General features: G+C 64.7%; 20 protein-coding genes and 1 tRNA gene. 10 read left to right on the forward strand and 11 right to left on the reverse strand.

Annotation, left to right across the window (positions count from 1 at the left end; translation table 11 throughout):
* Nucleotides 1–58: 58 nt before the first annotated feature.
* Nucleotides 59–949: a DMT family transporter gene (locus AmiPiv_RS12120; protein ID WP_340037745.1), complete on the forward strand. Its 891-nt coding sequence runs from the start codon at nt 59–61 to the stop codon at nt 947–949.
* A gap of 115 nt (nt 950–1,064) precedes the next feature.
* Here the strand turns inward: AmiPiv_RS12120 and AmiPiv_RS12125 are convergent, their stop codons facing one another.
* The gene (locus AmiPiv_RS12125; protein WP_445206950.1) at nt 1,065–2,234 is read right to left on the reverse strand and encodes an AI-2E family transporter; all 1,170 of its coding nucleotides are present in this window, start codon (nt 2,232–2,234) and stop codon (nt 1,065–1,067) included.
* 192 nt (nt 2,235–2,426) lie between these two features.
* Entirely contained in the window at nt 2,427–4,730 is a 2,304-nt protein-coding gene (gene parC, locus AmiPiv_RS12130) for a DNA topoisomerase IV subunit A (protein ID WP_340037707.1), read from the reverse strand.
* 264 nt (nt 4,731–4,994) lie between these two features.
* Between parC and AmiPiv_RS12135 the strand changes: the two genes are divergently transcribed.
* On the forward strand, nt 4,995–6,185 hold the full coding sequence (locus tag AmiPiv_RS12135) for a hypothetical protein (protein ID WP_340037708.1): 1,191 nt from the start codon (nt 4,995–4,997) through the stop codon (nt 6,183–6,185).
* 98 nt (nt 6,186–6,283) lie between these two features.
* Here the strand turns inward: AmiPiv_RS12135 and aspS are convergent, their stop codons facing one another.
* Together aspS and AmiPiv_RS12145 are read right to left on the reverse strand one after the other, a co-directional pair.
* On the reverse strand, nt 6,284–8,074 hold the full coding sequence (gene aspS / locus AmiPiv_RS12140) for an aspartate--tRNA ligase (RefSeq protein WP_340037709.1): 1,791 nt from the start codon (nt 8,072–8,074) through the stop codon (nt 6,284–6,286).
* A 136-nt stretch (nt 8,075–8,210) separates the two neighbouring features.
* A complete protein-coding gene (locus AmiPiv_RS12145; RefSeq protein ID WP_340037710.1) occupies nt 8,211–8,627 on the reverse strand; it encodes a GNAT family N-acetyltransferase in 417 nt (138 codons plus the stop codon).
* A gap of 154 nt (nt 8,628–8,781) precedes the next feature.
* On the opposite strand from AmiPiv_RS12145, the gene AmiPiv_RS12150 reads away from it, so the two are divergent.
* Both AmiPiv_RS12150 and rnd read left to right on the forward strand, forming a co-directional pair.
* On the forward strand, nt 8,782–10,026 hold the full coding sequence (locus AmiPiv_RS12150) for an MFS transporter (RefSeq protein ID WP_340037711.1): 1,245 nt from the start codon (nt 8,782–8,784) through the stop codon (nt 10,024–10,026).
* A gap of 83 nt (nt 10,027–10,109) precedes the next feature.
* Nucleotides 10,110–11,267 (forward strand): ribonuclease D, encoded by a 1,158-nt coding sequence (gene rnd / locus AmiPiv_RS12155; protein ID WP_340037712.1) that lies wholly within the window; start codon nt 10,110–10,112, stop codon nt 11,265–11,267.
* On the opposite strand, the gene AmiPiv_RS12160 is transcribed toward rnd, so the two are convergent.
* Nucleotides 11,264–11,827, reverse strand: coding sequence for a hypothetical protein (locus AmiPiv_RS12160; RefSeq protein WP_340037713.1), 564 nt, complete (start codon nt 11,825–11,827; stop codon nt 11,264–11,266). The genes rnd and AmiPiv_RS12160 overlap by 4 nt on opposite strands.
* Entirely contained in the window at nt 11,824–13,326 is a 1,503-nt protein-coding gene (gene guaB / locus AmiPiv_RS12165) for an IMP dehydrogenase (RefSeq protein ID WP_340037714.1), read from the reverse strand. The genes AmiPiv_RS12160 and guaB overlap by 4 nt, the downstream gene beginning before the upstream one ends.
* Nucleotides 13,327–13,577: 251 nt before the next feature.
* Here guaB and AmiPiv_RS12170 point away from each other — a divergent pair, with 251 nt between their 5' ends.
* The 3 genes from AmiPiv_RS12170 to AmiPiv_RS12180 all read left to right on the forward strand — a co-directional run bounded on the left by AmiPiv_RS12170 (nt 13,578) and on the right by AmiPiv_RS12180 (nt 17,260).
* The gene (locus AmiPiv_RS12170; RefSeq protein WP_340037715.1) at nt 13,578–14,678 is read left to right on the forward strand and encodes a YjgN family protein; all 1,101 of its coding nucleotides are present in this window, start codon (nt 13,578–13,580) and stop codon (nt 14,676–14,678) included.
* Nucleotides 14,650–15,735 carry a M48 family metallopeptidase gene (locus AmiPiv_RS12175; RefSeq protein ID WP_445206945.1) on the forward strand — a complete coding sequence of 362 codons (1,086 nt, stop codon included), beginning with the start codon at nt 14,650–14,652 and terminating at the stop codon, nt 15,733–15,735. Before AmiPiv_RS12170 ends, AmiPiv_RS12175 begins: the two co-directional genes overlap by 29 nt.
* Before the next feature lie 106 nt (nt 15,736–15,841).
* Complete coding sequence (locus AmiPiv_RS12180; RefSeq protein WP_445206946.1) at nt 15,842–17,260, forward strand: MFS transporter; 1,419 nt, start codon at nt 15,842–15,844, stop codon at nt 17,258–17,260.
* Here AmiPiv_RS12180 and AmiPiv_RS12185 read toward each other — a convergent pair.
* Both AmiPiv_RS12185 and AmiPiv_RS12190 read right to left on the reverse strand, forming a co-directional pair.
* Complete coding sequence (locus AmiPiv_RS12185) at nt 17,255–17,977, reverse strand: RlmE family RNA methyltransferase (RefSeq protein WP_340037718.1); 723 nt, start codon at nt 17,975–17,977, stop codon at nt 17,255–17,257. The two genes, AmiPiv_RS12180 and AmiPiv_RS12185, sit on opposite strands and share 6 nt — an antisense overlap.
* Nucleotides 17,974–19,332, reverse strand: a complete 1,359-nt coding sequence (locus AmiPiv_RS12190; protein ID WP_340037719.1) for a Ppx/GppA phosphatase family protein — start codon at nt 19,330–19,332, stop codon at nt 17,974–17,976. Before AmiPiv_RS12190 ends, AmiPiv_RS12185 begins: the two co-directional genes overlap by 4 nt.
* A gap of 279 nt (nt 19,333–19,611) precedes the next feature.
* Here AmiPiv_RS12190 and AmiPiv_RS12195 point away from each other — a divergent pair, with 279 nt between their 5' ends.
* The 3 genes from AmiPiv_RS12195 to AmiPiv_RS12205 all read left to right on the forward strand — a co-directional run bounded on the left by AmiPiv_RS12195 (nt 19,612) and on the right by AmiPiv_RS12205 (nt 21,721).
* On the forward strand, nt 19,612–20,556 hold the full coding sequence (locus tag AmiPiv_RS12195; RefSeq protein ID WP_340037720.1) for a lysylphosphatidylglycerol synthase transmembrane domain-containing protein: 945 nt from the start codon (nt 19,612–19,614) through the stop codon (nt 20,554–20,556).
* Nucleotides 20,557–20,673: 117 nt separating this feature from the next.
* Nucleotides 20,674–20,747, forward strand: a tRNA-Gln gene (locus AmiPiv_RS12200).
* A gap of 485 nt (nt 20,748–21,232) precedes the next feature.
* Nucleotides 21,233–21,721 (forward strand): hypothetical protein, encoded by a 489-nt coding sequence (locus AmiPiv_RS12205; RefSeq protein ID WP_340037721.1) that lies wholly within the window; start codon nt 21,233–21,235, stop codon nt 21,719–21,721.
* Nucleotides 21,722–21,968: 247 nt separating this feature from the next.
* Here the strand turns inward: AmiPiv_RS12205 and rbsK are convergent, their stop codons facing one another.
* The 3 genes from rbsK to AmiPiv_RS12220 all read right to left on the reverse strand — a co-directional run.
* Nucleotides 21,969–22,901, reverse strand: a complete 933-nt coding sequence (gene rbsK, locus AmiPiv_RS12210; RefSeq protein ID WP_340037722.1) for a ribokinase — start codon at nt 22,899–22,901, stop codon at nt 21,969–21,971.
* A 25-nt stretch (nt 22,902–22,926) separates the two neighbouring features.
* Nucleotides 22,927–23,493: a nucleoside 2-deoxyribosyltransferase gene (locus tag AmiPiv_RS12215; RefSeq protein ID WP_340037723.1), complete on the reverse strand. Its 567-nt coding sequence runs from the start codon at nt 23,491–23,493 to the stop codon at nt 22,927–22,929.
* An 84-nt stretch (nt 23,494–23,577) separates the two neighbouring features.
* Nucleotides 23,578–23,875, reverse strand: a 298-nt coding sequence (locus AmiPiv_RS12220) for an aldehyde dehydrogenase family protein (RefSeq protein ID WP_340037724.1), incomplete at its 5' end; no start/stop codon positions are given.

The raw sequence follows: 23,875 nt of genomic DNA on the forward strand, positions 1-23,875 counted from the left end.
ACGTCCGGCCCGTTTCCACGCTGCCGTCGACCATCTGGCAGAGGAAACCGTGGCTGACATCCATTCGAACCACACCAAGGGGCTGTTGCTCACCGGCATCGGTGGCCTCGCGCTGACCGTCGACATTCCGCTCATCAAGCTGGCGGCCGGCAACAACTGGTCGATCCTGATGATGCGAAGCGGCACCACCTTCCTTGCCGCGATCGTCATCTGGCTGGTCTGGCGCTCGTTCGACCGCAATGCCCCGCAACTCATCCCCGGCAAGGCGGGCCTGGTGGTCGCCAGCCTCTACGGCATAGGCTCGATTTCGTTCATCACCGCCGTCTACAACACGTCGACGGCGAACCTCGTCTTCATCCTGGCCTTCAACACCGTTTTCGCGGCCTTGCTGTCGTGGATATTCCTGCGCGAAAGACCGCGCCCGGCAACCATGCTGGCAATGCTGTTCATGATTGGCGGCGTGCTCGTCATCGTCGGCGGCTCGATCGGAACCGGCCACGTTTTCGGCGACCTGATGGCGGTCGTATCGGCCTTCTGCATCGCCTCGGCCATCACGATCTCGCGCTCAAGCGGCAGGGACATGGGCTTCACCGCCCTGGTCGGGGTGCTGTTTCCCTGCCTGGTCGCGGCCTTCATGGTCTCCAAGACTGGCTTTCAGGTCGAGGCGCCGTGGTGGATCATCTTCAACGGCGCGGTGATCATGCCGATCTCGTTCTTCTGCCTCGCCAACGGCCCGAAGTATCTCTCCGGGCCCGAGGTGGCGATGTTTTACCTGCTCGAGACGGTGCTCGCGCCGATCTGGGTGTGGATGATCTTTGCCGAGGTGCCGACGACCAACAGCCTGATCGGCGGCGTGATCCTGATCGCAACACTCGTCGCCCACTCGGCCTGGCAGCTTGCCCAGAGCCGCAAGCGTCGCGCCGGCGCGGTCCTCGAGCAGGCAGCCTAGCACCCGCGGGCTGCTAGAGTATTTCCGCTTTTCTTCGAATCGCGGAAACGCTCTATCTCTTTGTTTTTGCGCAATTCCGGACGGAAAACCGCTGCGCACTTTTCCTGGAATTGCTCTAGCCGGCCTGCGTCCGCTTGGCCGGCGCATCGTCGCCCGCCGCTTCGGCAGAGCGCGGCACCTCGCCCTCGGTCGGTGCATTGGCGGCGACGATCGCCGCCTCGTCGGTCAGTTCGATCTCGCGGATCCATTCGCGCCAGATGGCGACGAGCAGCGCCATCAGCACCGGCCCGATGAACAGGCCGAGCAGGCCCATCGTCTTGACGCCGCCGATGAGGCCGAAAAACGTTGGCAGGAACGGCAGCTTGATCGGGCCGCCCACCAGCCTGGGCCGAAGCGTCTTGTCGACGATGAACAGCTCGATCGAGCCCCAGGCGAACAGGGCCACGCCGGCGATCGGCGAGCCGCTGGCGAGGAGATAGACCGAGACGAGCGTGAAACACAGCGGCGCGCCGCCGGGGATCAGTGCCATGAAGCCGGTGATGACGCCGAGCGTCACCGGCGAGGGCACGCCGGCGATCCAGTAGGCGACGCCGAGCACGACCCCCTCGCCTATCGCGATCACCGTCATGCCCATCACGGTGGCGCTGATGGTCTTGGGCACCACGCGCGAGATGCGCTCCCAGCGCATCGGCAGGATGCGCTCGCCGAGCCGGTCGAGCTGGCCCACGAACGCCTCGCCGTCGCGATAGGTGAAGAACAGTGCGATAAGCATGAACAGTATCGTGAGCAGGATGCTGAAGGCGCTGCCGCCGGCGGCGAGCACGCCGCGGTAGATGCTGCCGATATTTGCGCCGCCGAAGAGTTGGAACAGCTCGCCGATCGAGCCCGGATGGCCGATGTTGCGGGTCCATTGCTCGTTGAGCCACTCGCCGACGACCGGCAGGTTGGCGATCCACGCAGGCGTCGACGCACCCTGACGGTTGGTGTTCACCGCCCAGGCGAACCATTCGCGGATCTCGTTCACCGCATAGGTCGAGGCAAAGGAGATGGGGACCACGAGGAAGGCGATGATGAACAGCAGCGCCAGCGTGGCGGCGATGGTGCGATTGCCTTCGACTGCCGAGAGCAGCCGACGATAGATGGGCCAGCTGGCGAAGGCGATGACAAGCGCTGCCAGCACCGGCACGAGGAACCCATGGAAGAAATAGATGCCTGCCGCCACGATCAGGACCAGCAGCCAGCGGGCCGCCGACAAGGGCGGGACGAGCGGTGAGCGCATCGGCATGGACGGGCCGAAAAGTCGCGGCTCGCGCTCCGGTTTGCGGGGATTGGACAGTCTCAAGGGCCTGATCTCCTTGGCCCTGGTATGGACCCTAGCTGGACGCCCGGCGACACCGCATGACACCGGCTAGAGGATCATAGAGCCTAACGCGGCGGCGCGCACGCAAACTTTGGACGCGGCGCGCCTGCCTCAACGTCAACCGAAGCGCCCGGTGCGCGGGAACCCCTTGGGAACCATCCGGCCTGCGGTGGCGCGGGCGCCGATCCACTCCGCCAGTTCCTCGCGGGTGCGGGTGAAGGTGCGCTCGGCCGAATCCTGCCAGGTAAGCCCCGTCTCCATCGCGAAGGCCTTCACGTCGAGGACGCCGCCGTCCTTGTATTTCTGCAGGCGGACGCCCTTGCCGCGGGTCATCTCGGGGATTTCCTGCAACGCAAACACCAGCATCTTGCGGTTCTCGCCGACGATGGCGAGATGGTCGCCGAGCAGCGGCACGCAGAGCTTGGCCTCGTCGGGCGTCTTGACGTTCATCACCTGCTTGCCCTTGCGGGTGTTGGCGATGACCTCGTCCTCGGGCACCACGAAGCCGTTGCCCTCGTGGCTGACCAGCAGCAGCTTGCGCTTGGGCTCGTGGACGAAGGCGGTGACGATGTCCTGGTCGTTCTCCATGTCCACGATGATACGGATCGGCTCGCCGTGGCCGCGGCCGCCCGGCAGGCGGTCGGCGCCGATGGTGTAGAACTTGCCGCCAGTCGTGAAGACCAGAATCTTGTCCGTCGTCTGGGCATGGAAGGCGAGCTTGAGGCTGTCGCCCTCCTTGAAGGAAAGCTGCGAATAATCGGCCAGATGGCCCTTCATCGCCCGCAGCCAGCCCTTTTCGGAGACCACGACCGTCACCGGCTCCTTCTCGATCATGGCGTGATGGATGTCGGTAAGGTCGTGCTCAGGTGCTGCGGTGAACTCCGTGCGGCGGCGGCCAAGCTCGGTATCGAGGCCATAGTGCTTGCGCATGTTGGCCACTTCCCACTTGATCGTCTGCCACTGCTTGCCCTCGGACGACAGCAGTGCCTCGATCTGCTTCTTCTCGGCGCTGAGGGCGTCGTGTTCCTTGCGGATCTCGAATTCCTCGAGCTTGCGCAGCGCCCGCAGGCGCATGTTGAGGATGGCTTCGGCCTGCGTGTCGGTGAGATCCCAGCGGGCCATCATGACCTGCTTGGGTTCGTCCTCCTCGCGGATGATGCGGATCACCTCGTCGATGTTGAGGTAGGCGATCAGGTAGCCGCCGAGGATTTCCAGCCGCCGCTCGATTTCGCCGAGGCGGAACTGCGAGCGCCGGACGAGCACGTCGCGACGATGCTCGAGCCATTCCTGCAGCACGCTCTTGAGCGACAGCACGTTCGGCACCTTGCCGCGCGACAGAACGTTCATGTTGAGCGAGAAGCGGCTTTCGAGCTCGGTGAGCTTGAATAGCGACTCCATCAGAAGGCCGGGATCGACGGTGCGGCTCTTGGGCACCAGCACGACGCGGATGTCTTCGGCGCTCTCGTCGCGGATGTCCTCGAGCAGCGGCAGCTTGCGCGCGATCAAGAGCTCGGCAATCTTCTCGATCAGCCGCGACTTGAGCACGCCGTAGGGGATCTCTGTGACGACGATGTTCCAGGTGCCCCTGCCCTGGTCTTCCTGGTGCCACTTGGCGCGCACGCGGAAGCCGCCGCGGCCGGTCTCGTAGGCCTGGACGATCGAAGCCCAGTCGTCGACGACGCTGCCGCCGGTCGGGAAGTCCGGGCCGCGCACCTTGCAGGCCAGGGCAAGCTCGGGGTCGCCTTTGATGTGCTCCCACTCCGAAGGAGAGGTCATGAGGTCGGAGACGGAAGCCTGCGGATTGTCGATGAGATGGAGGGCTGCGCTGCACAGCTCGGCGGCGTTGTGCGGCGGGATCGACGTCGCCATGCCGACCGCGATGCCCGACGAGCCGTTGGCCAGCAAGTTGGGGAATGCACCCGGCAGGACGATGGGCTCCTCGTCCTCCTCGTTGTAGGTCGGACGGAAGTCGACGGCATCCTCGGTGATGCCCTCGAGCAGCGACACCGCCACCTCGGTCATGCGCGCTTCGGTGTAGCGCATGGCGGCGGCGTTATCGCCGTCGATGTTGCCGAAATTGCCCTGCCCGTCGACCAGCGGATAACGAACGGAGAAGTCCTGCGCGAGGCGCACCAGCGCGTCGTAGATGGACTGGTCGCCATGCGGGTGGAATTTGCCCATCACCTCGCCGACGATGCGGGCGCATTTGGCGAATCCCTGGTCCGGATTGAGCCTGAGCAGCCGCATTGCGTGCATGATGCGACGGTGAACGGGCTTCAGCCCGTCGCGCACGTCCGGCAGCGCCCGGTGCATGATAGTCGACAGCGCATAGGCGAGATAGCGCTCCTCGAGCGCCTTCTTGAGGTCGACCGGTTCGATATTGTCACCGCCGCCGGACGGCGGCAAAAGCCCTTTTCCCATGGGTTTGGACTAACGGAACGGGCGATTCGCGACAAGCCTTATCGGCAAAAGCAAGGGTGGATGGTGCCCGGATGCGACAAATCTTTCCGCTCGCTAAAGTAGCAATCTCGCGATCAGCCGGTCATTCACCATTTTTGCGCGTGTTGCATTGCAGCGATTGCCTTTTGCCTCGAATTGCGGCCATTGTCATTATGGCGCCTTCTTCCAGTCCAGTTCGTGACGGACGAAAGGCCGAACGATTCCTCACAGTCTCAGGGAACCACCATGACGCAACATCGCTCTGCATTCGGCAAGCTCGTGCTTTCGACATTCCTCTTCACGCTGCCGCTGAACGCTGCGTTCGCCCAGGAGGCCGGCGCAGTGGCCGAAAGGCTCAAGACAGTGCTGGCCACGCAGAACATGACGCTCGGCTGGAGCAGCGCAACCGGCGACGCGTCGGAGATCGTCCTCGAAGGCGCCACCATCACCGTGGCCGGAGAGGACAAGGCGTTCCCGATCGGCAAGCTGACGCTTAGCGGCGTCGAAGACGACAACGGCGGCTACAAGATCACGACGATCAGCACCGAGCCCTACAGCGTCACCCAGGACGGCGCGACCGTCGACATCAGCCCGTTAACCTTCGGCAACGTGAAATTGCCGGCCGAAGGCTTCACCGATCCGCTCGCCTCGCTGCTGATGTACGAGACTGCGGCGCTCGACAATCTCAGCGTCAAGGTGGGCGACAAGCAGGCCTTCCAGATGACCAACTTCACCGCCGAGGTGACGCCGCCGGTCGACGGCAAGGCCATGTCGTTCACCGGCGGGGCCGAGAAGTTCTCGGCCGATCTCAGCCTCGTCGAGGACCCGCAGTCGAAGGCGGCGATCGACGCGCTCGGCTACCAGAACATCAGCGGCAACCTCCAGCTCGCCGGCACCTGGCAGCCGACCGACGGACGCATGACGCTGTCGCAGTACAACATCGCGGTCGACAATGCCGGCGCGCTCGGCATGACCTTCGATCTCGGCGGCTACACGCTCGACTTCATCAAGTCGATGCAGGACCTGCAGAAGACCATGGCCGCGCAGCCGCAGGGCGCCGACAGTTCGGCCCAGGGCCTGGCCATGCTCGGCCTCATGCAGCAGCTCACCTTCCACGGCGCCACGATCCGCTTCGACGACGCGTCGATCACCAACAAGGTGCTGGAATATCTCGGCAAGCAGCAAGGCATGACGGCCAAGGATATTGCCAACCAGGCCAAGGCGATCGTTCCGTTCATGATGATGGAACTCAACAACCCCGAACTGACCCAGCAGGTCACGACCGCCGTCACGGCCTTCCTGGACAATCCGAAGTCACTCGAAATCGCCGCAAAGCCCGGCTCGCCGGTGCCGTTCGCGCTGCTCGCCGCCAACGGCATGGCGAACCCGAAGGACCTGCCGAAGACGCTTGGCCTCACGGTCACGGCTAACCAGTAAGCCTCAGGGCTCGGACAAGCAAACAAAAAGCCCGGCAGCGATGCCGGGCTTTTTTCTTAGCGATTTATCGAGTCGAAAGAGCCGCTTGCGCGCGTTGGTTAAGCTTCTTTCTTGGCCACCGCGACGCGCAACGACAGCTCGCGCAGCTGCTGCGGCGTGGCCTCGGCCGGCGCGTTCATCAGCAGGTCCTGCGCCTGCTGGTTCATCGGGAACAGCGTCACTTCGCGCAGGTTCTTGGCGCCGACGAGCAGCATGATCACGCGGTCGACACCGGCAGCCATGCCGCCATGCGGCGGCGCGCCGTACTGGAAGGCGCGGTACAGGCCGCCGAAATGCTCCTCGACCTCCTCACGCGACTTGCCGGTCAGCTCGAAGGCCTTGACCATCAGTTCGGGCAACTGGTTGCGGATCGAGCCGGAGGCGATTTCGAAGCCGTTGCAGACCATGTCGTACTGATAGGCCTTGATGGTCAGCGGGTCCTGGCTGTTCAGCGCGTCCAGGCCGCCCTGCGGCATCGAGAACGGGTTGTGGGCGAAATCGATCTTCTTTTCGTCTTCCAGCCATTCGTAGAACGGGAAGTCGATGATCCAGCACAGCTCGAAACGCTCGCGGTCGACGAGGTTCAGCTCCTCGCCGGCGCGGGTGCGGGCAGCGCCCGCGAACGAGACGAACTTCTTGGGATCGCCGGCGACGAAGAAGGCGGCATCGCCGTCCGACAGGCCGAGCTGCTCACGGATCGCCTCGGTGCGCTCCTCGCCGATGTTCTTGGCGATGGGGCCTGCGCCCTCGAGCTTGTCGCCTTCCTTGCGCCAGAAGATATAGCCGAGGCCCGGCTGGCCCTCGCCCTGCGCCCAGGAATTCATGCGATCGCAGAATGCGCGCGAACCGCCGGTCTTGGCCGGGATCGCCCAGACCTCGACCTTCGGGTTGGAGGCGATCATGCCCGCGAACACCTTAAAGCCCGAGCCGTCGAAGTGCCTGGTGACTTCCTGGATCTCGATCGGGTTGCGCAGGTCCGGCTTGTCGGTGCCGTAGGTGCGCAGCGCGGTATCATAGGGAATGCGGCGGAACTGCTGGGTAACCGGCTTGCCGTCGGCAAACTTCTCGAACACGCCGCGCATCACCGGCTCCATCGTGTTCCAGACGTCTTCCTGGGTCACGAAGCTCATTTCGAGGTCGAGCTGGTAGAACTCGCCCGGCAGGCGGTCGGCGCGCGGGTCCTCGTCGCGGAAGCACGGCGCGATCTGGAAGTAGCGGTCGAAGCCCGCGACCATCAACAGTTGCTTGTACTGCTGCGGCGCCTGCGGCAGCGCAAAGAACTTGCCCGGATGGATGCGCGACGGCACCAGGAAGTCGCGCGCGCCTTCCGGCGACGAGGCCGTCAGGATCGGCGTAGAATATTCGGTGAAGCCGACGTCGTTCATGCGCTTGCGCATCTCGGCGATGATCTTGGTGCGCGCCACGATGTTCTTGTGCAGCGTTTCGCGACGCAGGTCGAGGAAGCGGTACTTGAGGCGGATGTCCTCGGGATATTCCGGCTCTCCGAAGACCGGCAGCGGCAGTTCCTTGGCAGCCGAAAGCACCTCGATCTCGCGGGCGAATATCTCGATCTCGCCGGTCGGCAGGTTGGCGTTGACCGCCTCGTCCAGGCGCGCCTTGACGTAGCCGTCGACGCGGATCACCCACTCGCCGCGCACCGTCTCGGCGGTCTTGAAGGCCGGCGAATCGGGATCGGCGACGATCTGGGTCATGCCGTAGTGATCGCGCAGGTCGATGAACAGCAGGCCGCCATGGTCGCGGACGCGATGCACCCAGCCGGACAGGCGAACGGCGGAGCCGACGTCGGATTTCCTCAATTGGGCGCAGGTGTGGCTGCGGTAACGGTGCATGGCAAAGTTCCGGTTCGGGCTGTTGTTATGCGGCGCCCAGGCGTCATCCGCGCCCTGGGCCAAAATTTCGCGCGAAAAGCGCATGGGTACCCGGTTTTGTCAAGGCAAAGCGGGCCCCGTCGCGTTGTGCGGACGGCTAGAAGCGCTTCTTGAGCCACACGCGCGAATGTCCCGCAGGGTAATCGTCAATGCGGCCGAACTCCTCGTATCCCTGCCGCTTGTAGAACTCGGGCGCCTGGAACGTAAACGAATCGAGATGCACGCCGATGCAGCCGCGCTGCCTGGCCGCTTCCTCGGCCGCTGCCAGCAACTGCGTGCCCAGACCTCCGCCGCGACGGTCGGGACTGATCCAGAGCCACTCGACGAACAGCCAGGTGTACTCGGACGAACCCTTGAGACCGCCCGCGACCCTGCCCTGGGCGTCGCGGGCGACGATCCAGAGATCCTCGTCGTTGTGCGGCCCCGCGGTATCGTAGTTGTAGGCGTTCAACCCGTCGCCGATCAGGCTCGCGGTCTCCCGGTCGATGCTCGTGCTGACGCTCAAGGTCGTCACTATCGGCTCCTGCACCCGAAGGCGGAAACGGGAAGCTATCGGCAAGTTTCGCGGCAAGGTTGGCGCAGCCGACGGAATATGTCGCACCAGCGGCGGTGCGGCATTGACCCGAGGGCCTAACTAGAGCCAAGTCGGGTTTTGTCACGCTCATCGAATGTCTTCCATACGCCCCCTCATACCGCTCCTGATCACCGCCGGCATCCTGCTTGGCGGCAACGGCCTGCAAAGCACGCTCTTGGCGCTGCGCGGGGCACAGGAAGGATTTTCGGCTTCGACCATCGGGCTCATCGGCACCGCCTATTTCGGCGGCTTCCTGCTTGGCTGCATCTTCATCACCCGGATCATGAAGGCCGTGGGCCATGTCCGCGCCTTTGCCGCATTGGCCGCGATCGCAGCTTCGGCCACGCTCACGCTGGTGCTGGTCATCGACCCGCTGACCTGGTCGGCGATCCGCTTCACCACCGGCTTCTGCTTCGCCGGCCTGTTCACGGTGATGGAGAGCTGGCTGAACTCCGGCGCATCCAACAACGACCGCGCCCGGCTGCTCGCGATCTACCGCATCATCGACATCGGCTCGGTGACCGGGGCGCAATTCATGATCCCGATCTTCGGCGCCGGCGGCTTCACCATCTTCGCCATCATGTCGATCATGATCACGCTGTCGCTGGTGCCCGTCTCCATCGCCGACCGCTCCAACCCGACGCCGCCCGAGGACGTCAGGCTGGATCTCAGGCGCGCCTGGCGCATTTCGCCGCTGGGCAGCATCGGCTGCATCTTCGTCGGCATCACCAACAGTGCATTCCGCACGATGAGCCCGATCTATGCCGAGCAGATCGGCATGTCGGTCACGGACGTCGTCACCTTCGTCAGCGTCGGCATCATCGGCGGCGCGATGATCCAATACCCGCTCGGCTACCTTTCGGACCTGTGGGACCGCCGCAGGGTGCTGCTCGTCGCCACGACAGGCGCCCTCGCCTCCGCGCTGATGCTGGTGTTCATGGCCGGCACCTCGCCGATCGCCAACTTCGTGCTCGTCTTCATCTTCGGCTCGTTCGCCATGCCGCTCTATTCGCTGTCGGCGGCGCATGCCAACGACCGTGCCGAGCAGGGTGAGTTCGTCCTCGTCAATGCCGCGCTGATGCTGTTCTATTCGGTAGGCGCGATCGCCGGGCCGTTCATCGCCTCGCTGTTCATGGAAAGCTACGGGCCACACTCGCTGTTCGCCTTCAGCGCAGCGGTCTACGTCGTCTTCATCGCTGTGATCGTCTACCGCATGGGCGTCCGTTCAGCCGTGCCGGCAGGGCATCGCAGCCGCTTCTTCGGACTATTGCGGACCTCGCCGATATTCGCCAGATTTGCCGGCCGCAGCGGCAACGGCGAGGATTCCGGCGACGCATAGGCGGCTATCGAGCGCCGCGGGCGCTTGACGAAACGGCGCGTGGCTGAAATGGAATGGCAACGCGTTCTGACCAAAGCAATATTATGCATGTAATTACGACCCAGGAAGAACTCGAAACGACCATTGCGGCGCTGGAAGGCTCCAGCTTCGTGACGGTCGACACCGAATTCATTCGCGAAACCACCTTCTGGCCGGAACTCTGCCTGATCCAGATGGCGGCACCCGGCGTTTCGGCGCTGGTCGATCCGCTGGCGTCGGGAATCGACCTCAAGCCGTTCTTCCGCCTCATGGCCAACGAGGCGGTGACCAAGGTCTTCCACGCAGCCCGCCAGGACATCGAGATCATCTTCCATCTCGGCGGACTGATCCCGCATCCGGTGTTCGACACTCAAGTGGCGGCCATGGTCTGCGGCTTCGGCGATAGCGTCTCCTACGAGCAGATCGTGCAGAAGGTGACGGGCGGGCGCATCGACAAGTCGTCGCGCTTCACAGACTGGCGCCACAGGCCGCTGTCCGAAAAGCAGCTCGAATACGCGCTGGCCGACGTCACTCACCTGATCGACGTCTACAAGCACCTCCAGTCCGAGCTCGAGCGAGAGGACCGCGCCCACTGGCTCAATGAGGAAATGGAGGTCCTGACCTCGCGCGAGACCTACGACCCGCACCCCGAAGACGCCTGGAAGCGGCTCAAGATGCGCCTGCGCAAGCCGCAGGAGCTCGCCATCGTGCAGGCGGTCGCCGCCTGGCGCGAACGCGAGGCGCGCGAACGCAACGTGCCGCGCGGGCGCGTGCTCAAGGACGACGCGATCTACGAGATCGCCCAGCAGGCGCCGCGCGACGCCACAGCCCTGTCGCGGCTGCGCACCACGCCCAAGGGCTGGGAGCGCTCGTCTCCGGCGACGGCCTTGCTCGCAGTGGTCAACGCCGCGCTGGAGATCCCTCGGGATCAGATGCCCAAGCTGCCCAAGACGTTCCAGCCGCCAGAGGGGTCGAGCGCCGCGGCCGAACTGCTGAAGGTGCTGCTGCGGCTGGTGTCGGAGAAGGAAGGCGTCGCACCGAAGGTGCTCGCTTCAGGCGACGATATCGATCGCATCGCCGCCGAGGGTGAGGCCGCCGACGTGCCTGCCCTCCAGGGTTGGCGCCGCGCCGTATTCGGCGAAGCTGCGCTCAAACTGGTGCGTGGCGAGATCGCCATCAGATTCGACAAGCGCCGGATCGCGATCTTCGACGTCAAGGGCTAGCGCTGCAGCGCGCGTGATCGCCTTGCCGCCGCAATGGCGAAGGCACCAATGACGACAACCGGCGCCGCCAGAAACGCAAATTTGGCAACGATCAGGCCCGAAGCGAGCGCCATCGCCTCGGCGCCCGCTGATGGCGGGTCGGAGAGGATTCGCGCGACGACGAGGTTTTCGGCGTAGTCGGCGATCGCATAGGGCAGCACCAATGCCAGCGCCAGGATCGCGCGCAGGCGGTCCGAATGGGCAGCGAAGCGCGGCAGCCGGTCCCCAGCCTTGAGGATAAGGCTGACAAGCGTGGCCGAAAGCAGCGCCGGGAAGATCAGGTCGAAGGTGAGATAGTGCCAGACCAGGATGGTCTCGGCGCCAAGGCGGCCTAGGCCGGCCACCCAGGCGAAGCCCTCGCTCTCGGAAAAGCCCCAGAAGCGGAGATCGAGCGACGAGAGGCCGCCGCTCAACCTGCGGAAATAGAAGAACTCCAGCACCGTCATGGCGGCGAAGACCGCCGCCGAGGCGAAGCTGAGTGCGGTTGCGTGACGCCGCAGCCTGAGGATCGCTGCGATCACGCGCCGCCCGGGTAGTTCGGGCTTTCGCGGGTGATGGTCACGTCATGGGCGTGGCTTTCGCGCAAGCCGGCGTTGGAGATGCGCACGAAGGTGGCGCGCTGGCGGAAATCCTCGAGATCGCGCCCGCCGACATAACCCATGGCAGCCTTCAGGCCGCCGGCCAGTTGGTGCAGCACGCCTGCGACCGGACCCTTGTAGGGAACCTGGCCCTCGATGCCCTCGGGCACGAGCTTCAGCGTGTCGCGCACCTCGGCCTGGAAGTAGCGGTCGGCCGAACCGCGGGCCATGGCGCCCACCGAGCCCATGCCGCGGTAGGCCTTGAAGGAGCGGCCCTGGTGCAGATAGACCTCGCCCGGGCTCTCGTCGGTACCGGCGAGCAGCGATCCGATCATGGCCGCTCCCGCGCCGGCGGCCAGCGCCTTGGCGAGATCGCCTGAGAACTTGATGCCGCCGTCGGCAACCACGGTGACGCCGGACTTCTGCGCGGCCTCGACGGCCGACATGATGGCCGACAGCTGCGGCACGCCGACGCCCGCTACGATACGGGTGGTGCAGATCGAGCCCGGGCCGATGCCGACCTTGACCGCGTCGGCGCCCGCGTCGATCAGCGCCTGGGCGCCGTCGGCGGTGGCGACGTTGCCGGCCATGATGCGGACCGAGTTCGATATCTTCTTGGCGCGGGTGACGGCGTCGAGCACGCGCTGCGAATGGCCATGGGCGGTGTCGATGACCAAAAGGTCGACGCCGGCGTCGATGAGGCGCTCGGCACGCTCGAAGCCGTCATTGCCGACGCTGGTGGCGGCGGCGGCACGGAGGCGGCCCTGCGCATCCTTGGTGGCGTTGGGGTTGAGCTGCGACTTCTCAATGTCCTTGACGGTGATCAGGCCGACGCAGTTGCCCTGCTTGTCGACGACGAGCAGCTTTTCGATGCGATGCTTGTGCAGGAGCCGCTTGGCTTCTTCCTGATCGACGTTCTCCTTGACCGTGATCAGGTTCTCGCGCGTCATCAATTCGTAGACCTTCTGGGAAGGGTCGGAAGCGAAACGCACGTCGCGGTTGGTGAGAATGCCAACCAGACGGCCGGTCTTCTGGCCGCCGGTGCCGCCGTTCTCGACGACCGGAATGCCCGAAATCGTGTAGTGGCGCATCAGCGCCAGCGCATCGGCGAGCGTGGCGTCGGGGCCGATGGTGACCGGGTTGATGACCATGCCCGATTCGAACTTCTTGACCTGGCGGACCTGCTCGGCCTGCTCGGCCGGCGAGAAGTTGCGATGGATAACGCCGATGCCGCCGGCCTGCGCCATGGCTATGGCGAGGCGGGCTTCGGTCACCGTATCCATTGCCGCCGAGATGATCGGCACGTTGAGGTCGATGTCACCGGCAATGCGCGTGCGGATGTCGGTCTCGCCGGGCATCACTTCCGAATGGCCGGGCTGCAGCAGCACGTCGTCGAAAGTAAGCGCCAGCGCGCCGGTGGAAGATTCGATGATTTTCGCCATGGCCACTCCTCAGGGGACGTCAGAAGGAAGAATGCGAAAACGGGCGCTGGAACCAATGGTATGCAGCGCCGACTCCTCATCTTCCCTTTCAGGATTGGCGCTGGCTGGTAACACGTCTTGAGGCCGATGAAAAGCATGCGATGCAGGCCAATCGACGCAGCAGACGCCGGCGCCGCTTGCGCCAGCCCGCTTTTTTGGCAAGGTGCGGCAAGGGGCAGATTCAGCTTTGAATTGCGGGGGACGATAGCAGCATGAACGAAATGTCGAGCCTGCAGCCGCCGGCAGCACCAAGTCTGGCGATGCAGCGGGAACCGTTCACATTCACGGGTACCGCACGCGAATATTTCGGCATCTGGATCGTCAACGTGCTGCTGACGATCCTCACGCTCGGCGTCTATTCGGCCTGGGCCAAGGTACGGCGCCAGCGTTACTTCTACGGCAATACGCATCTTGCCGGCGCGACCTTCGACTACCACGCCTTGCCTTGGCGCATCCTTGTCGGGCGCATCATCGTCCTGGTGATGCTGGTGCTCTACAACGTCACGCTGCAGTTCCTGCCGCTGTTCGGCCTGCTCGTCTTCGCAATCTTCATGTTCGCCATCCCCTGGTTCATCATGCGCGGCCTGCGCTTCAACGCGCGGGTGACGAGCTATCGCAACGTCCGCTTCGATTTCACCGGCACCTATTGGGGCGCCTTCCTGGCCTATATCGTCGGCGGCCTGCTGATCTACGGCTCGGTCGGCCTGCTCGCGCCCGTCGCCTCGCGCTGGATGTGGAACTACATGCTGGGCCACCTTCGCTATGGCGGGCGTCCGATCACCTGCGATCCGCGGCTCGACAAGCTCTACGGCCAGATATGGCTGCCGGCGTTCGTGCTGATCGGCGGGGGCCTGGTCGGCCTCGCCATTGCGGCAGTCGTCCTGGTATCGGCGGGGCTTCCGGCACTGGATCCCGCCACGGCCAGCGGCTGGTCGATCGGCGTGATGGTGATCACCATGTATGCCGCGATGATACCGCTGTTCCTGGTCTTCTTGCTGGCCGGCCTGATCTACCGCGCCGGCGTCCGCAACGTCGTCTTCAACGAAACCGTCATCGACGGGCGGCACATACTGGCCTCGTCGATCGGGCGCGGCCGCTTTGCCTCGATTTCGATCACCAATCTCGGGGCAACGATCCTCACCCTCGGCCTCGCCCGCCCATGGGCAGCGATCAGGATGGCCAAGTACATGGCCACGGTGACCGCGCTCGACAGCACCGGCTCGCTCGACGCCTATACGAGCGCGCTGCAGAACGAGGGCACCGCGACCGGCTCCGAGTTCCTCGATGTGGAAGGGTTCGACCTTGGATTCTGAGCAGGCGCCCGTCGCCGGTCAGTGGCGCAAGGCCGGAGAGGCTCGTGCGGCCGATGCCCGGCTGGCGATCGGGGCCGACGGAATGGCCACCGTGGCCGATCCCGATGGCGCCGCCCTTGCATCGGGAGCCATCCGGGCGCTCAAGGTCTCGGACCGCGTGGGCTCGATCCCGCGCCAGGTCACCTATCCCGACGGCGGCGTCTTCGAGACCGGCGACAATGATGGCATCGACCGGCTTGTCGCGCCCCACTCACCCGGCAGTGCCGGCTTCATCCACAAGCTTGAACGCTTCCGTCCTCGCCTGGTGCTGTTCGTCCTGGCAACGATCGTCCTGGGCTCGGCAGTCTATCGCTATGCCATGCCGCTGCTGGTCGAAGCGGCGATATCCGTCACACCGCCGGTGGTGACGACGCTGATGAGCAAGAGTGCGCTCGCATCGCTCGACCGGGCCATCTTCGAACCGAGCCAGCTCAGCGCCGAGCGCCGGAAATCCTTGAGCGACGGCTTCGCCGAACTGGTTGCACAAACGGACGAAACCCCACCCGAGCGCGCCGCATACGCCCTCACCTTCCGCACCGGCGGCCCCATCGGCCCCAACGCCTTTGCCCTGCCCGATGGCACGGTGGTTCTCACCGACGAACTGGTGGAACTGGCCGGCAACGACGATGAAATGATCTTGGGCGTGCTCGGGCACGAGATCGGCCATGTCGACCACAAGCACAGCCTGCGCCAGCTATACCGAGCCGCGGGCGTGACGGCGCTGATCATGCTGATCGGCGGCGACATCGGCTCGAGCACCGAAGACATCATGGTCCAGGGCGCGGCCCTGCTCAGCCTGTCCTATTCGCGCGACGCCGAGACCGACGCCGACAGGTTCAGCGTGGCGCTCATGCGCAAGGCCGGAAAGGACCCCGCCGCCATCGCCCGCTTCTTCGAACTGCTGCGCGACAAGCTTGGCGATCGTGCCGACGCCGGCTTCCTGTCGACGCACCCCGCAACCCCGGAACGCATCGCCGAAACCCGGCGCTATGCAAGCGAGGCCGGCGGCGCCGACTGACTGGCCTTGAAGAGCACAAGGTCCTGGCAGCGGACAGGCTGGCCAGAGCGTGCTACGCGTCCCCGATCGGCGCATTGCCGCCGCAACCGATCCGTACCGTTCCGACATGTCCGCGAATCGAACCACCCCGCTGATCCTGGCGGTCGCCCTTTTCATGGAAAACATGGATTCCACGGTGATCGCCACCTCGCTGCCGGCGATCGCCACGGATATCGGCACAAGCCCGATCGCCCTCAAGCTGGCGCTCACCGCCTATCTCGTGTCGCTCGCAATCTTCATCCCCATCAGCGCCTGGATGGCCGACCGGTTCGGTGCCAAGCGGGTGTTCAGGGTTGCGATCGGCGTGTTCATGCTGGGCTCGATCGCCTGCGCCCTGTCCAGTTCGCTCGGCGCCTTCGTCCTGGCGCGCTTCCTGCAGGGCATGGGCGGCTCGATGATGACGCCGGTGGCGCGGCTGGTGCTGGTGCGCACGACCGAGAAGAGCGGGCTGGTCTCGGCCATGGCGACGCTGACGATTCCCGCTCTGATCGGCCCGCTGATCGGGCCGCCGGTGGGCGGCTTCATCACCACCTTCTTCGCCTGGCAGTGGATCTTCCTGATCAACATCCCCATCGGCATCGTCGGCATCTGGCTGTCCGGACGATTCCTGCCCGAAATCCCGCCGGAACCGACCCAGCGCATGGATGTCGTCGGTTTCTTCCTGTCGGCTGTCGCGGCCTCGGGCATCGTCTTCGGGCTTTCGGTCGTCAGCCTGCCGGCACTGCCGCCCGTGGTCGGAGCGACCACCGTCAGCCTCGGCATGATCTGCGCCCTGCTCTACATCCGGCACGCCCGGCGGACGCCCCATCCACTGCTCGAGCTCAGGCTGTTTTCCAATCCCGTGTTCAGGACCGCGATCGTCGGCGGCTCGCTGTTCCGTATCGGCGTCGGCGCAACACCATTCCTGCTGCCGCTGCTGTTCCAACTGGGCTTCGGGCTTACTCCGTTCCAGTCGGGCATGATCACCTTCGCCTCGGCCGCAGGCGCGCTGTCGATGAAGTTCGTCGCGCCTAAGATTCTGCGTTCGGTCGGTTTCCGCACGGTTCTGCTCGTCGCATCCGGGGCGTCGGCCTGCCTCATTGCCATCAACGGCTTCTTCACAGCCGAGACGCCCTATCTGGTGGTTCTTGCCGTTCTGTTCCTGGCAGGGTTCCTGCGCTCGCTGTTCTTCACCTCGTCCAACGCCCTGGTGTTCGCCGATATCGAGCCGGCCAAGAGCGGACAGGCGACGGCGATTTCGGCAGCGGCCCAGCAGATCACGGTGGCGCTCGGCGTGGCCGTCGGCGGCGGGGCGCTGGAGCTCTGGGGCCTGTTCACCGAACAGGCGATCGGCGGCGCGGGCTTCACTTTCGCTTTCCTCGTCATCGCCGTCATTGCGGCCACGCCGATGCTGATGTTCGCGCGACTGGAACCCGATGCCGGAGGCGCCATCTCCGGCCATCGCAAGGCCCAGACGCCGGCGGCGGAAGAGCCGCAGCAGCTATGACTGCTCAGTCTCGGCGCGGCCCTTGAAGTCCTTGGCCAGCAGATAGAGCTCCACCGATTCGTCGCGCGAAGCCGGCGGCTTGACATGATGGACCGAGCGGAAGTTGCGCTTGAGCTGGTCGAGCAGACCGGCCTCGGTGCCGCCCTGGAAGGTCTTGGTCAGGAAATGGCCGCCCGGCTTCAGCACCGAGATGGCGAACTCCGCCGCCACCTCGCACAGATGCATGGTGCGCAGATGATCGGTGCGGCGGTGCCCCGTCGTCGGCGCAGCCATGTCGGAGACGACGATGTCGGGCTCGCCGCCCAGGGTTTCGGCAAGCTTTCCCGGCGCCTCGGGGTCGAGGAAGTCCATCTGCAGGATGGCAGCACCCGGCACGGCATCCATCTCGAGATAGTCGATGCCCACGACATGCGGGTTCTCTTCGGTCGAACGGGTGCGTGCCGCCGCGACCTGGCACCAGCCTCCCGGTGCCGCGCCAAGGTCGATCACCTTCATGCCCGGCTTGAGCAGGTGGTGCTTGTCGTCGATCTCGATCAGCTTGTAGGCGGCCCGCGATCGGTAGCCGTCGGCCTTGGAACGCTGGACGTAGGGGTCGTTCATGTGCCGCTCGAGCCAGCGGCGCGACGATTCCTTGAGGCCGCTCTTCTTCTTGATCTTGGTCCGCAGCACGCGGGTAGCACCAGCCGAAGTGCCAGGTTTGGTCGGTTTCTTGGTCATGCCCGCTGTCCATTCCGCCAGTTGCGCCGCCACACGCCATCGTCGGCCATCAGTTCGCTCAATATGCCCTCACGCAGGCCACGATCGGCAACCCTGAGGCGTTCCGACGGCCATACCGCGCGGATCGCCTCGAGTATGGCGCAGCCCGCCAGCACCAGATCGGCGCGGTCCGCACCGATGCAGGGGTTGGCCACGCGCTGGTGGAAATCCCAGCCGAGCAGCTTCTCGACCATGCGGTCGACGCTCGCGCCGTCCATCCACAGGCCATCGACCCTGCGGCGGTCGTAGCGGTCGAGCTCCAGGTGCACGCCAGCCAGCGTGGTCACGGTCCCGGAGGTGCCGAGCAGGTGGAACTTCGGGCTCGACACGATGTGGCCAAGCCGGTCGCGACCATCGAAAGCCTGCAGCCGCTCGGCGACGTCGGCGACCATCGCGGCGAAAATCTCGCGGGTCACCGTTCGGCCGCCGAATCGCTCGGCCAGCGAGACCACGCCCACCGGCAGCGACGTCCAGGAAACGATGTGGTTGGCCAGCCGCGGCGAGCGGTGGCGCGAGACGTCGATCAGGGCGATCTCGGACGACCCGCCGCCGATGTCGAACAGCACCACGCCGTCCGTGTCGCGCTCGACCAGCGAGCCGCAGCCGGAAACGGCGAGCCGCGCCTCGGTGCGGCGATCGATGATCTCGAGCTTGAGGCCGGCCTCGCGCTCGACGCGGTCCAGGAACTCCTCGCCGTTGGCGGCGGCGCGGCAGGCTTCCGTGGCGATCAGGCGGGCGCGCCTGATCTTGCGGCTGCGCAGCTTGTCGGCGCAGACCTTCAGCGCCTCGACCGCCCTGTCCATGGCCGGGCGCCCCAGCCGGCCGGAAGCGGTCAGCCCCTCGCCCAGGCGCACGATGCGCGAGAAGGCGTCGACGACCCTGAACTGCCCTGGGCGTCCGGGCACGGCGACGAGCAGGCGGCAATTGTTGGTGCCGAGGTCGAGGGCGGCAAAGACGGGAAGGTCGGAAGCCGCAGGGCGGCGCGGCACGCCATTCGGCACGGCCTTGGCGTCGGACTTCGCGATCCGCGCGGGATCCGCCTGCTGCGGCAAAGCCTTCGGCTCGGCCATCGCCGGCTCGGCGGCAACGGGTGCGACAGATCCGCCGTCGCGGGCGTAAACCTTGCGGCCGCGACGGCGCTTGCGCCTTTTCCTGGTCTTGCCCTTGGGTTGCGTGGCGTCCGCATTGGCACCGCCGACGCCAGGCCGTTCGACGGCCTGTCGCCCCGGCCGGGAAGTCTCCCCACCATTCGGCGATGGACCTTCCCCCGAGACACCCGCATCCGGCGCTTCGGCGCCGGCTTCGCGGTTCTTCACGTTGCAATTTCCTTCTCGCGCCGCGCGAACCTAACGGACGCTGCACGCGCATTTCATCTTGTGTTGACTGCAGACTATCAGCGCATGGGCCGATCACCAAGGCCCGGCCGGGTCGTTTTTTGCCAGCGCCCGCAATGAGCGTCGGGGAAAGCTCCGGCCCGGGTTGAATAGCCGGCTTCGATGGGGCAAAGCTGAAATCAAGCCGGAAATGCGAGCGGACGCATCGGCCCGACGAGGCACGAAAACGCCAATCGAAAGGAGCGGGCAAGCCCCCGCCGCATGAGAATCAAGGACTATATCTGGCCGGTCATCGGACTCGCCGCCGTCGCCGTTTCCGCCTGGCTGCTCTACAACGAGTGGCGCGAGATTTCCCTGGTCGACGTCTGGAGCGGCATTGCGGCCATCCCCTTGCGGGGCTGGCTGCTGTCGGCGCTGAGCGCCGTCGTCGCCTATGCGGCGCTGGCCGGATACGACCACATCGCGCTTCTCCATATCGGCAAGCGCGTGTCGTGGTTCTTCGTCACCGTCTGTTCCTTCACCACCTACGCGCTGTCGCACAATATCGGCGGATCGGTCTTTTCCGGGGCGGTGATCCGCTACCGCGCCTATGCCTCCAAGGGGCTGACCGGGCACGACGTCGGGGTGCTGGTGGCGATCTGCTGGTTCACCTTCGTGCTGTCCAGCGTGTTCGTGGGCGGGTTGGTGCTGCTCATCGAGCCTTCGTTGCTCGACCGCTACACCGAAGGCCGGTACGAAGGATGGTGGATCGCGCTCGGCATAGCCATGCTGCTGTTTGTCGCCGCCTACATCTTCGGCAGCTGGCTGCATTTGAAGCCGCTCGCCATCGGCAAGTTCCGCCTGCACTATCCGGCGCTGCCGATCGTGGCGCGCCAGCTGGTCATCGGCCCGCTCGAAATCCTCGCCGCCGCCGCGATCATCTTCTTCGCCCTGCCTGTGGAGAACAATCCGGGCTTCCTGGTCGTCCTCGGCATCTTCCTGTTCTCCTTCGCCATGGCGCAGGCCTCGCACGCGCCAGGCGGCCTCGGCGTGCTGGAAGTCGTCTTCCTCACCGGCCTTCCGGAAATGGACCCAGCGGCCGTGCTTGCCGCCCTCCTGGTCTTCCGGCTGTTCTACCTGATCATCCCCCTGCTCCTCGCCATCGTCGCGGTGCTCGCCTTCGAGCATTCGCAACTCGGACGCCGCAGCCGCCAGGACGAGGTGTGAAAAGCAAAAAATCAAGTGCCGGACGGGGTTGACTATTTTCCGCCGGTGGCTACAAGGCAGCGCTCAGGTGGCTGCGTCAAGCGCGATCCGCCGGCGCCGGACACGCTTCGGCCCTGCTGGGGAATAGGTTAACGGTAGACCCACGGACTCTGACTCCGTTAGTCCTGGTTCGAATCCAGGTTCCCCAGCCACTCCTCTAAAACTCAATTGAAGCAATAGCTTAGGCCAGGCCGGCAAGCACGTGTGTTGCAACCACATGTATGCAAGAAGCAGGAAAAAAGAAGGCATTTCTCAAAGCGACGCTCAGAATCAGAACCGCGATGGCGGCGTAGTTGGAATACGGAGCCAGAGCCGGCATTCTGAAAAGGCCGTGAAAGCTGCGGGCGCATTAGGAATTATGATTATCAGCAATGCGCAAAGTGCAAGCGTTGAGGTGGCGAAAAATATGTAATTTTATGAAAAATCTTCATTGGATAGCTTTTGGACTGCGCTTCATCCAGCTCTGCTTCTCAAGATAATCATTTGTATCTACAAATTCGCGCTTTGACGACGTCAAGAAAAAAGGCGCCAAACGAACAACCAAGAAGCATTCATTCATTCTCTACAACTTCCTCAATGACAAAGCATCGTTCTGCATCACGGCCTTATCCCATCTGGGCTGGGCACGAAGATCGTGATGCAATGGAAGCTTGTTGGAGAGAGAACACTTCCACCGGCCGAAATTGACATTTGGTTCGTCGAAGGTGATCAGATACTACGACGACATCTGGTGTTCGAGCGATTAGCCGACTTGAGAGCGTGTGTCCTCAAGCAGCGTCAGGCGGGAGGGCTTTCCTGCGACGTATACGGCGACGATGGCCGCAGTTTTGCCGATGAGCTACGCGATGCGATCTTCGAGCTCCATTATGACACGGCTCCGGTGTCGGCCGGAGCTCGAAAAAGCAAGCTCACTGATATGCGCTTCTTGCGCCTGCTGCCATCGTGCCATCCATCGTCTCGTGAAGTTTCGGGATCGCTGGGTCACTGTCGAGCAGGCGCGCGAACACATCCGTTGAAGCTCACTGCTAGGCCGGCGAGCTTCATGGTGAAGGTTCAACAAGCGACTATTCGCCTTTCAAATCGTCCATCCGCGCACGATGTCCCGGGCGACAACGTCATTCGTTAAGTTCATCTCGCTGGTCGGACGCTCGCCATACTGAACGACGATCATGCGCCCCTCGCAATGCCAAGTGGCTTTTGACGGTGCCAAAGTCGGTCTTGATCTCGACGGTGCGCATTACGCCGCCTCTCCCGCTTCACCACCTTGCCGTCCGCCTCCATACCGACTGAACGGTCGAATCGGCTTTTCGTCGGTCGCGGCGACCACTCCTCCTCCACAAGGGGGGCGGCAGGATCGACCCCGCAATCGCGTTCTATCCATTGACGCGTAGAAAGGCCTCGATCTCAGCGCGGGTGGGCATCGAGGGCGCGGTTCCGGGCTTCTGCACCGAAAGGGCGGCGACGGCTGCCCCGAAGCGAACAGCATCGACCGGGGTGCGGCCTTCGGCAATCGCAACGGCAAATCCACCGTTGAAAGCGTCTCCCGCCCCAGTCGTGTCGACGACATGGGAAACTCGGAAAGCCGGCACGAAATGCGTGCCTGCCTGGCCATGCAGGAGCGCCCCCTTGGCGCCCAGGGTGATGAGCGCATTGCGGGCGCCGCGCTCGACCAGGCTGGCTGCGGCCTTCAGGGCGCCCTCATCCGTGCCGGTATCGATCCCGGTCAGGGCCGCTGCCTCCGTCTCGTTGGGCGTTACATAGTCGCAAAAGGCGTAGATCGCATCGTCCACGGCGAGCGCCGGAGCCGGATTGAGCACGGTCGTCACGCCATGACTTCGGGCCAGGCGAAGCCCTTCGACGGCAGCCTCGATGGGCTGCTCGAACTGCGTGACGAACACCCTTGCAGCGGCGATCTTGCCTTCGGCAGCCCGCACGTCGGCAGGGCTGAGGTTGGCGGCGGCACCGCTCTCTATGATGATCGCGTTGTCGCCCGTCCTGGTGGAGACGAAGATGAACGCGGCACCGGTGGGCGCGGCCTCGTCGACCAGCACCTGGGAGGTATCGACGCCGTCCCGCGACCAGGTCTGGCGCGCCATGTCACCGAACGAATCCTGGCCGACACGCGTGACCATAGCCGCCCTGGCGCCGGCGCGCGCGGCGGCTATGACCTGGTTGGAGCCCTTGCCTCCCGGTCCTATGGCAAAGCCGCGGCCAAGCAGCGTCTCTCCGACGACGGGCAGGCGTTCGGCCTTGAAGGCCAGATCCGCCACGAAAGTTCCCAGCACGACGATGTCGGCACGATCCATCAAACTACCTCCCACTCCGGAGAAATCAGCGCAGAAACCTTGTCGTCGCGATGCGCAGGCACTCCTCGAAGGCCCGGTGGTCCTCGAACAACCGCCCCGCCTCGACTTCACGCGTGACGACCACGCCGCCCCGCGCCTCGATGCCGCCGTCCAGCATGAGGTTGTCGACCATGTCGAAATCCTCCACCGCCAGCCCGTCCGGCCCGCGCGGCCTGTCTTGGGAATCGCCCAGGATGCGTCCTGCGTAGAGCCGTGACACCCGCTCGAAATGATTGCTGGCGGTGTTCGAGAAGGCATAGGCCGGGCAGCCCCGCGCGCACATGAAACCGAGCTCGAATGCCGTGCCGACATCGGCAGCCACGCCACGGAACGGGGTAAGATTGGCGATGATCATGTCGGCGGACGTCATCAGCCGCTCGTTGATCGAACTGATGGCAAACCCCTTTGCCCGCTTGGTATCGGTCGCCGGCACTTCGAGATCGCCAGGCGCGACGGGTGTGAACCCATAGCGTCGGGTCAGATCGATCTTGCGATCGAGCACCTCCCGGGCATTGGGCAGGAAGACCTCGGGGCCGGCCAGGTAGACTTTCATGGATTATCGCTCTCGTGCTGAAGATGGAGTGAGTCAGCAGGGGAGCATGTTGGCTCTTCCGACTGCCCTTACTCCCCTATTCCCTCAATCCCCGTACGGCACCCAGACGTTCTTGACCTCGGTGGCACGGCGTAGGAAGGCGTCGCCCTGGGCGGTCTGCCAGTCGAGGCTGCGGCCGTGGCCGGTCCAGACGCGCTTGAGGTTGCCGACAGACTCGGCTTCCGCGTGCGCGCAGATGTCGGCCTCGGCGACGACCCACAGGCCGTCGACGTCGTCGTGCCTGGCGAGCACGGCGGCAAGTTCCGCCGTGTGGCCGGTGACGATGTTGACCGCGCCCGCCGGAACGTCGGAATATTCGAGCACCTGGTAGAGGTCGGTGGCG

The organism is Aminobacter sp. Piv2-1, assembly GCF_037625995.1.
Classification (GTDB): domain Bacteria; phylum Pseudomonadota; class Alphaproteobacteria; order Rhizobiales; family Rhizobiaceae; genus Aminobacter.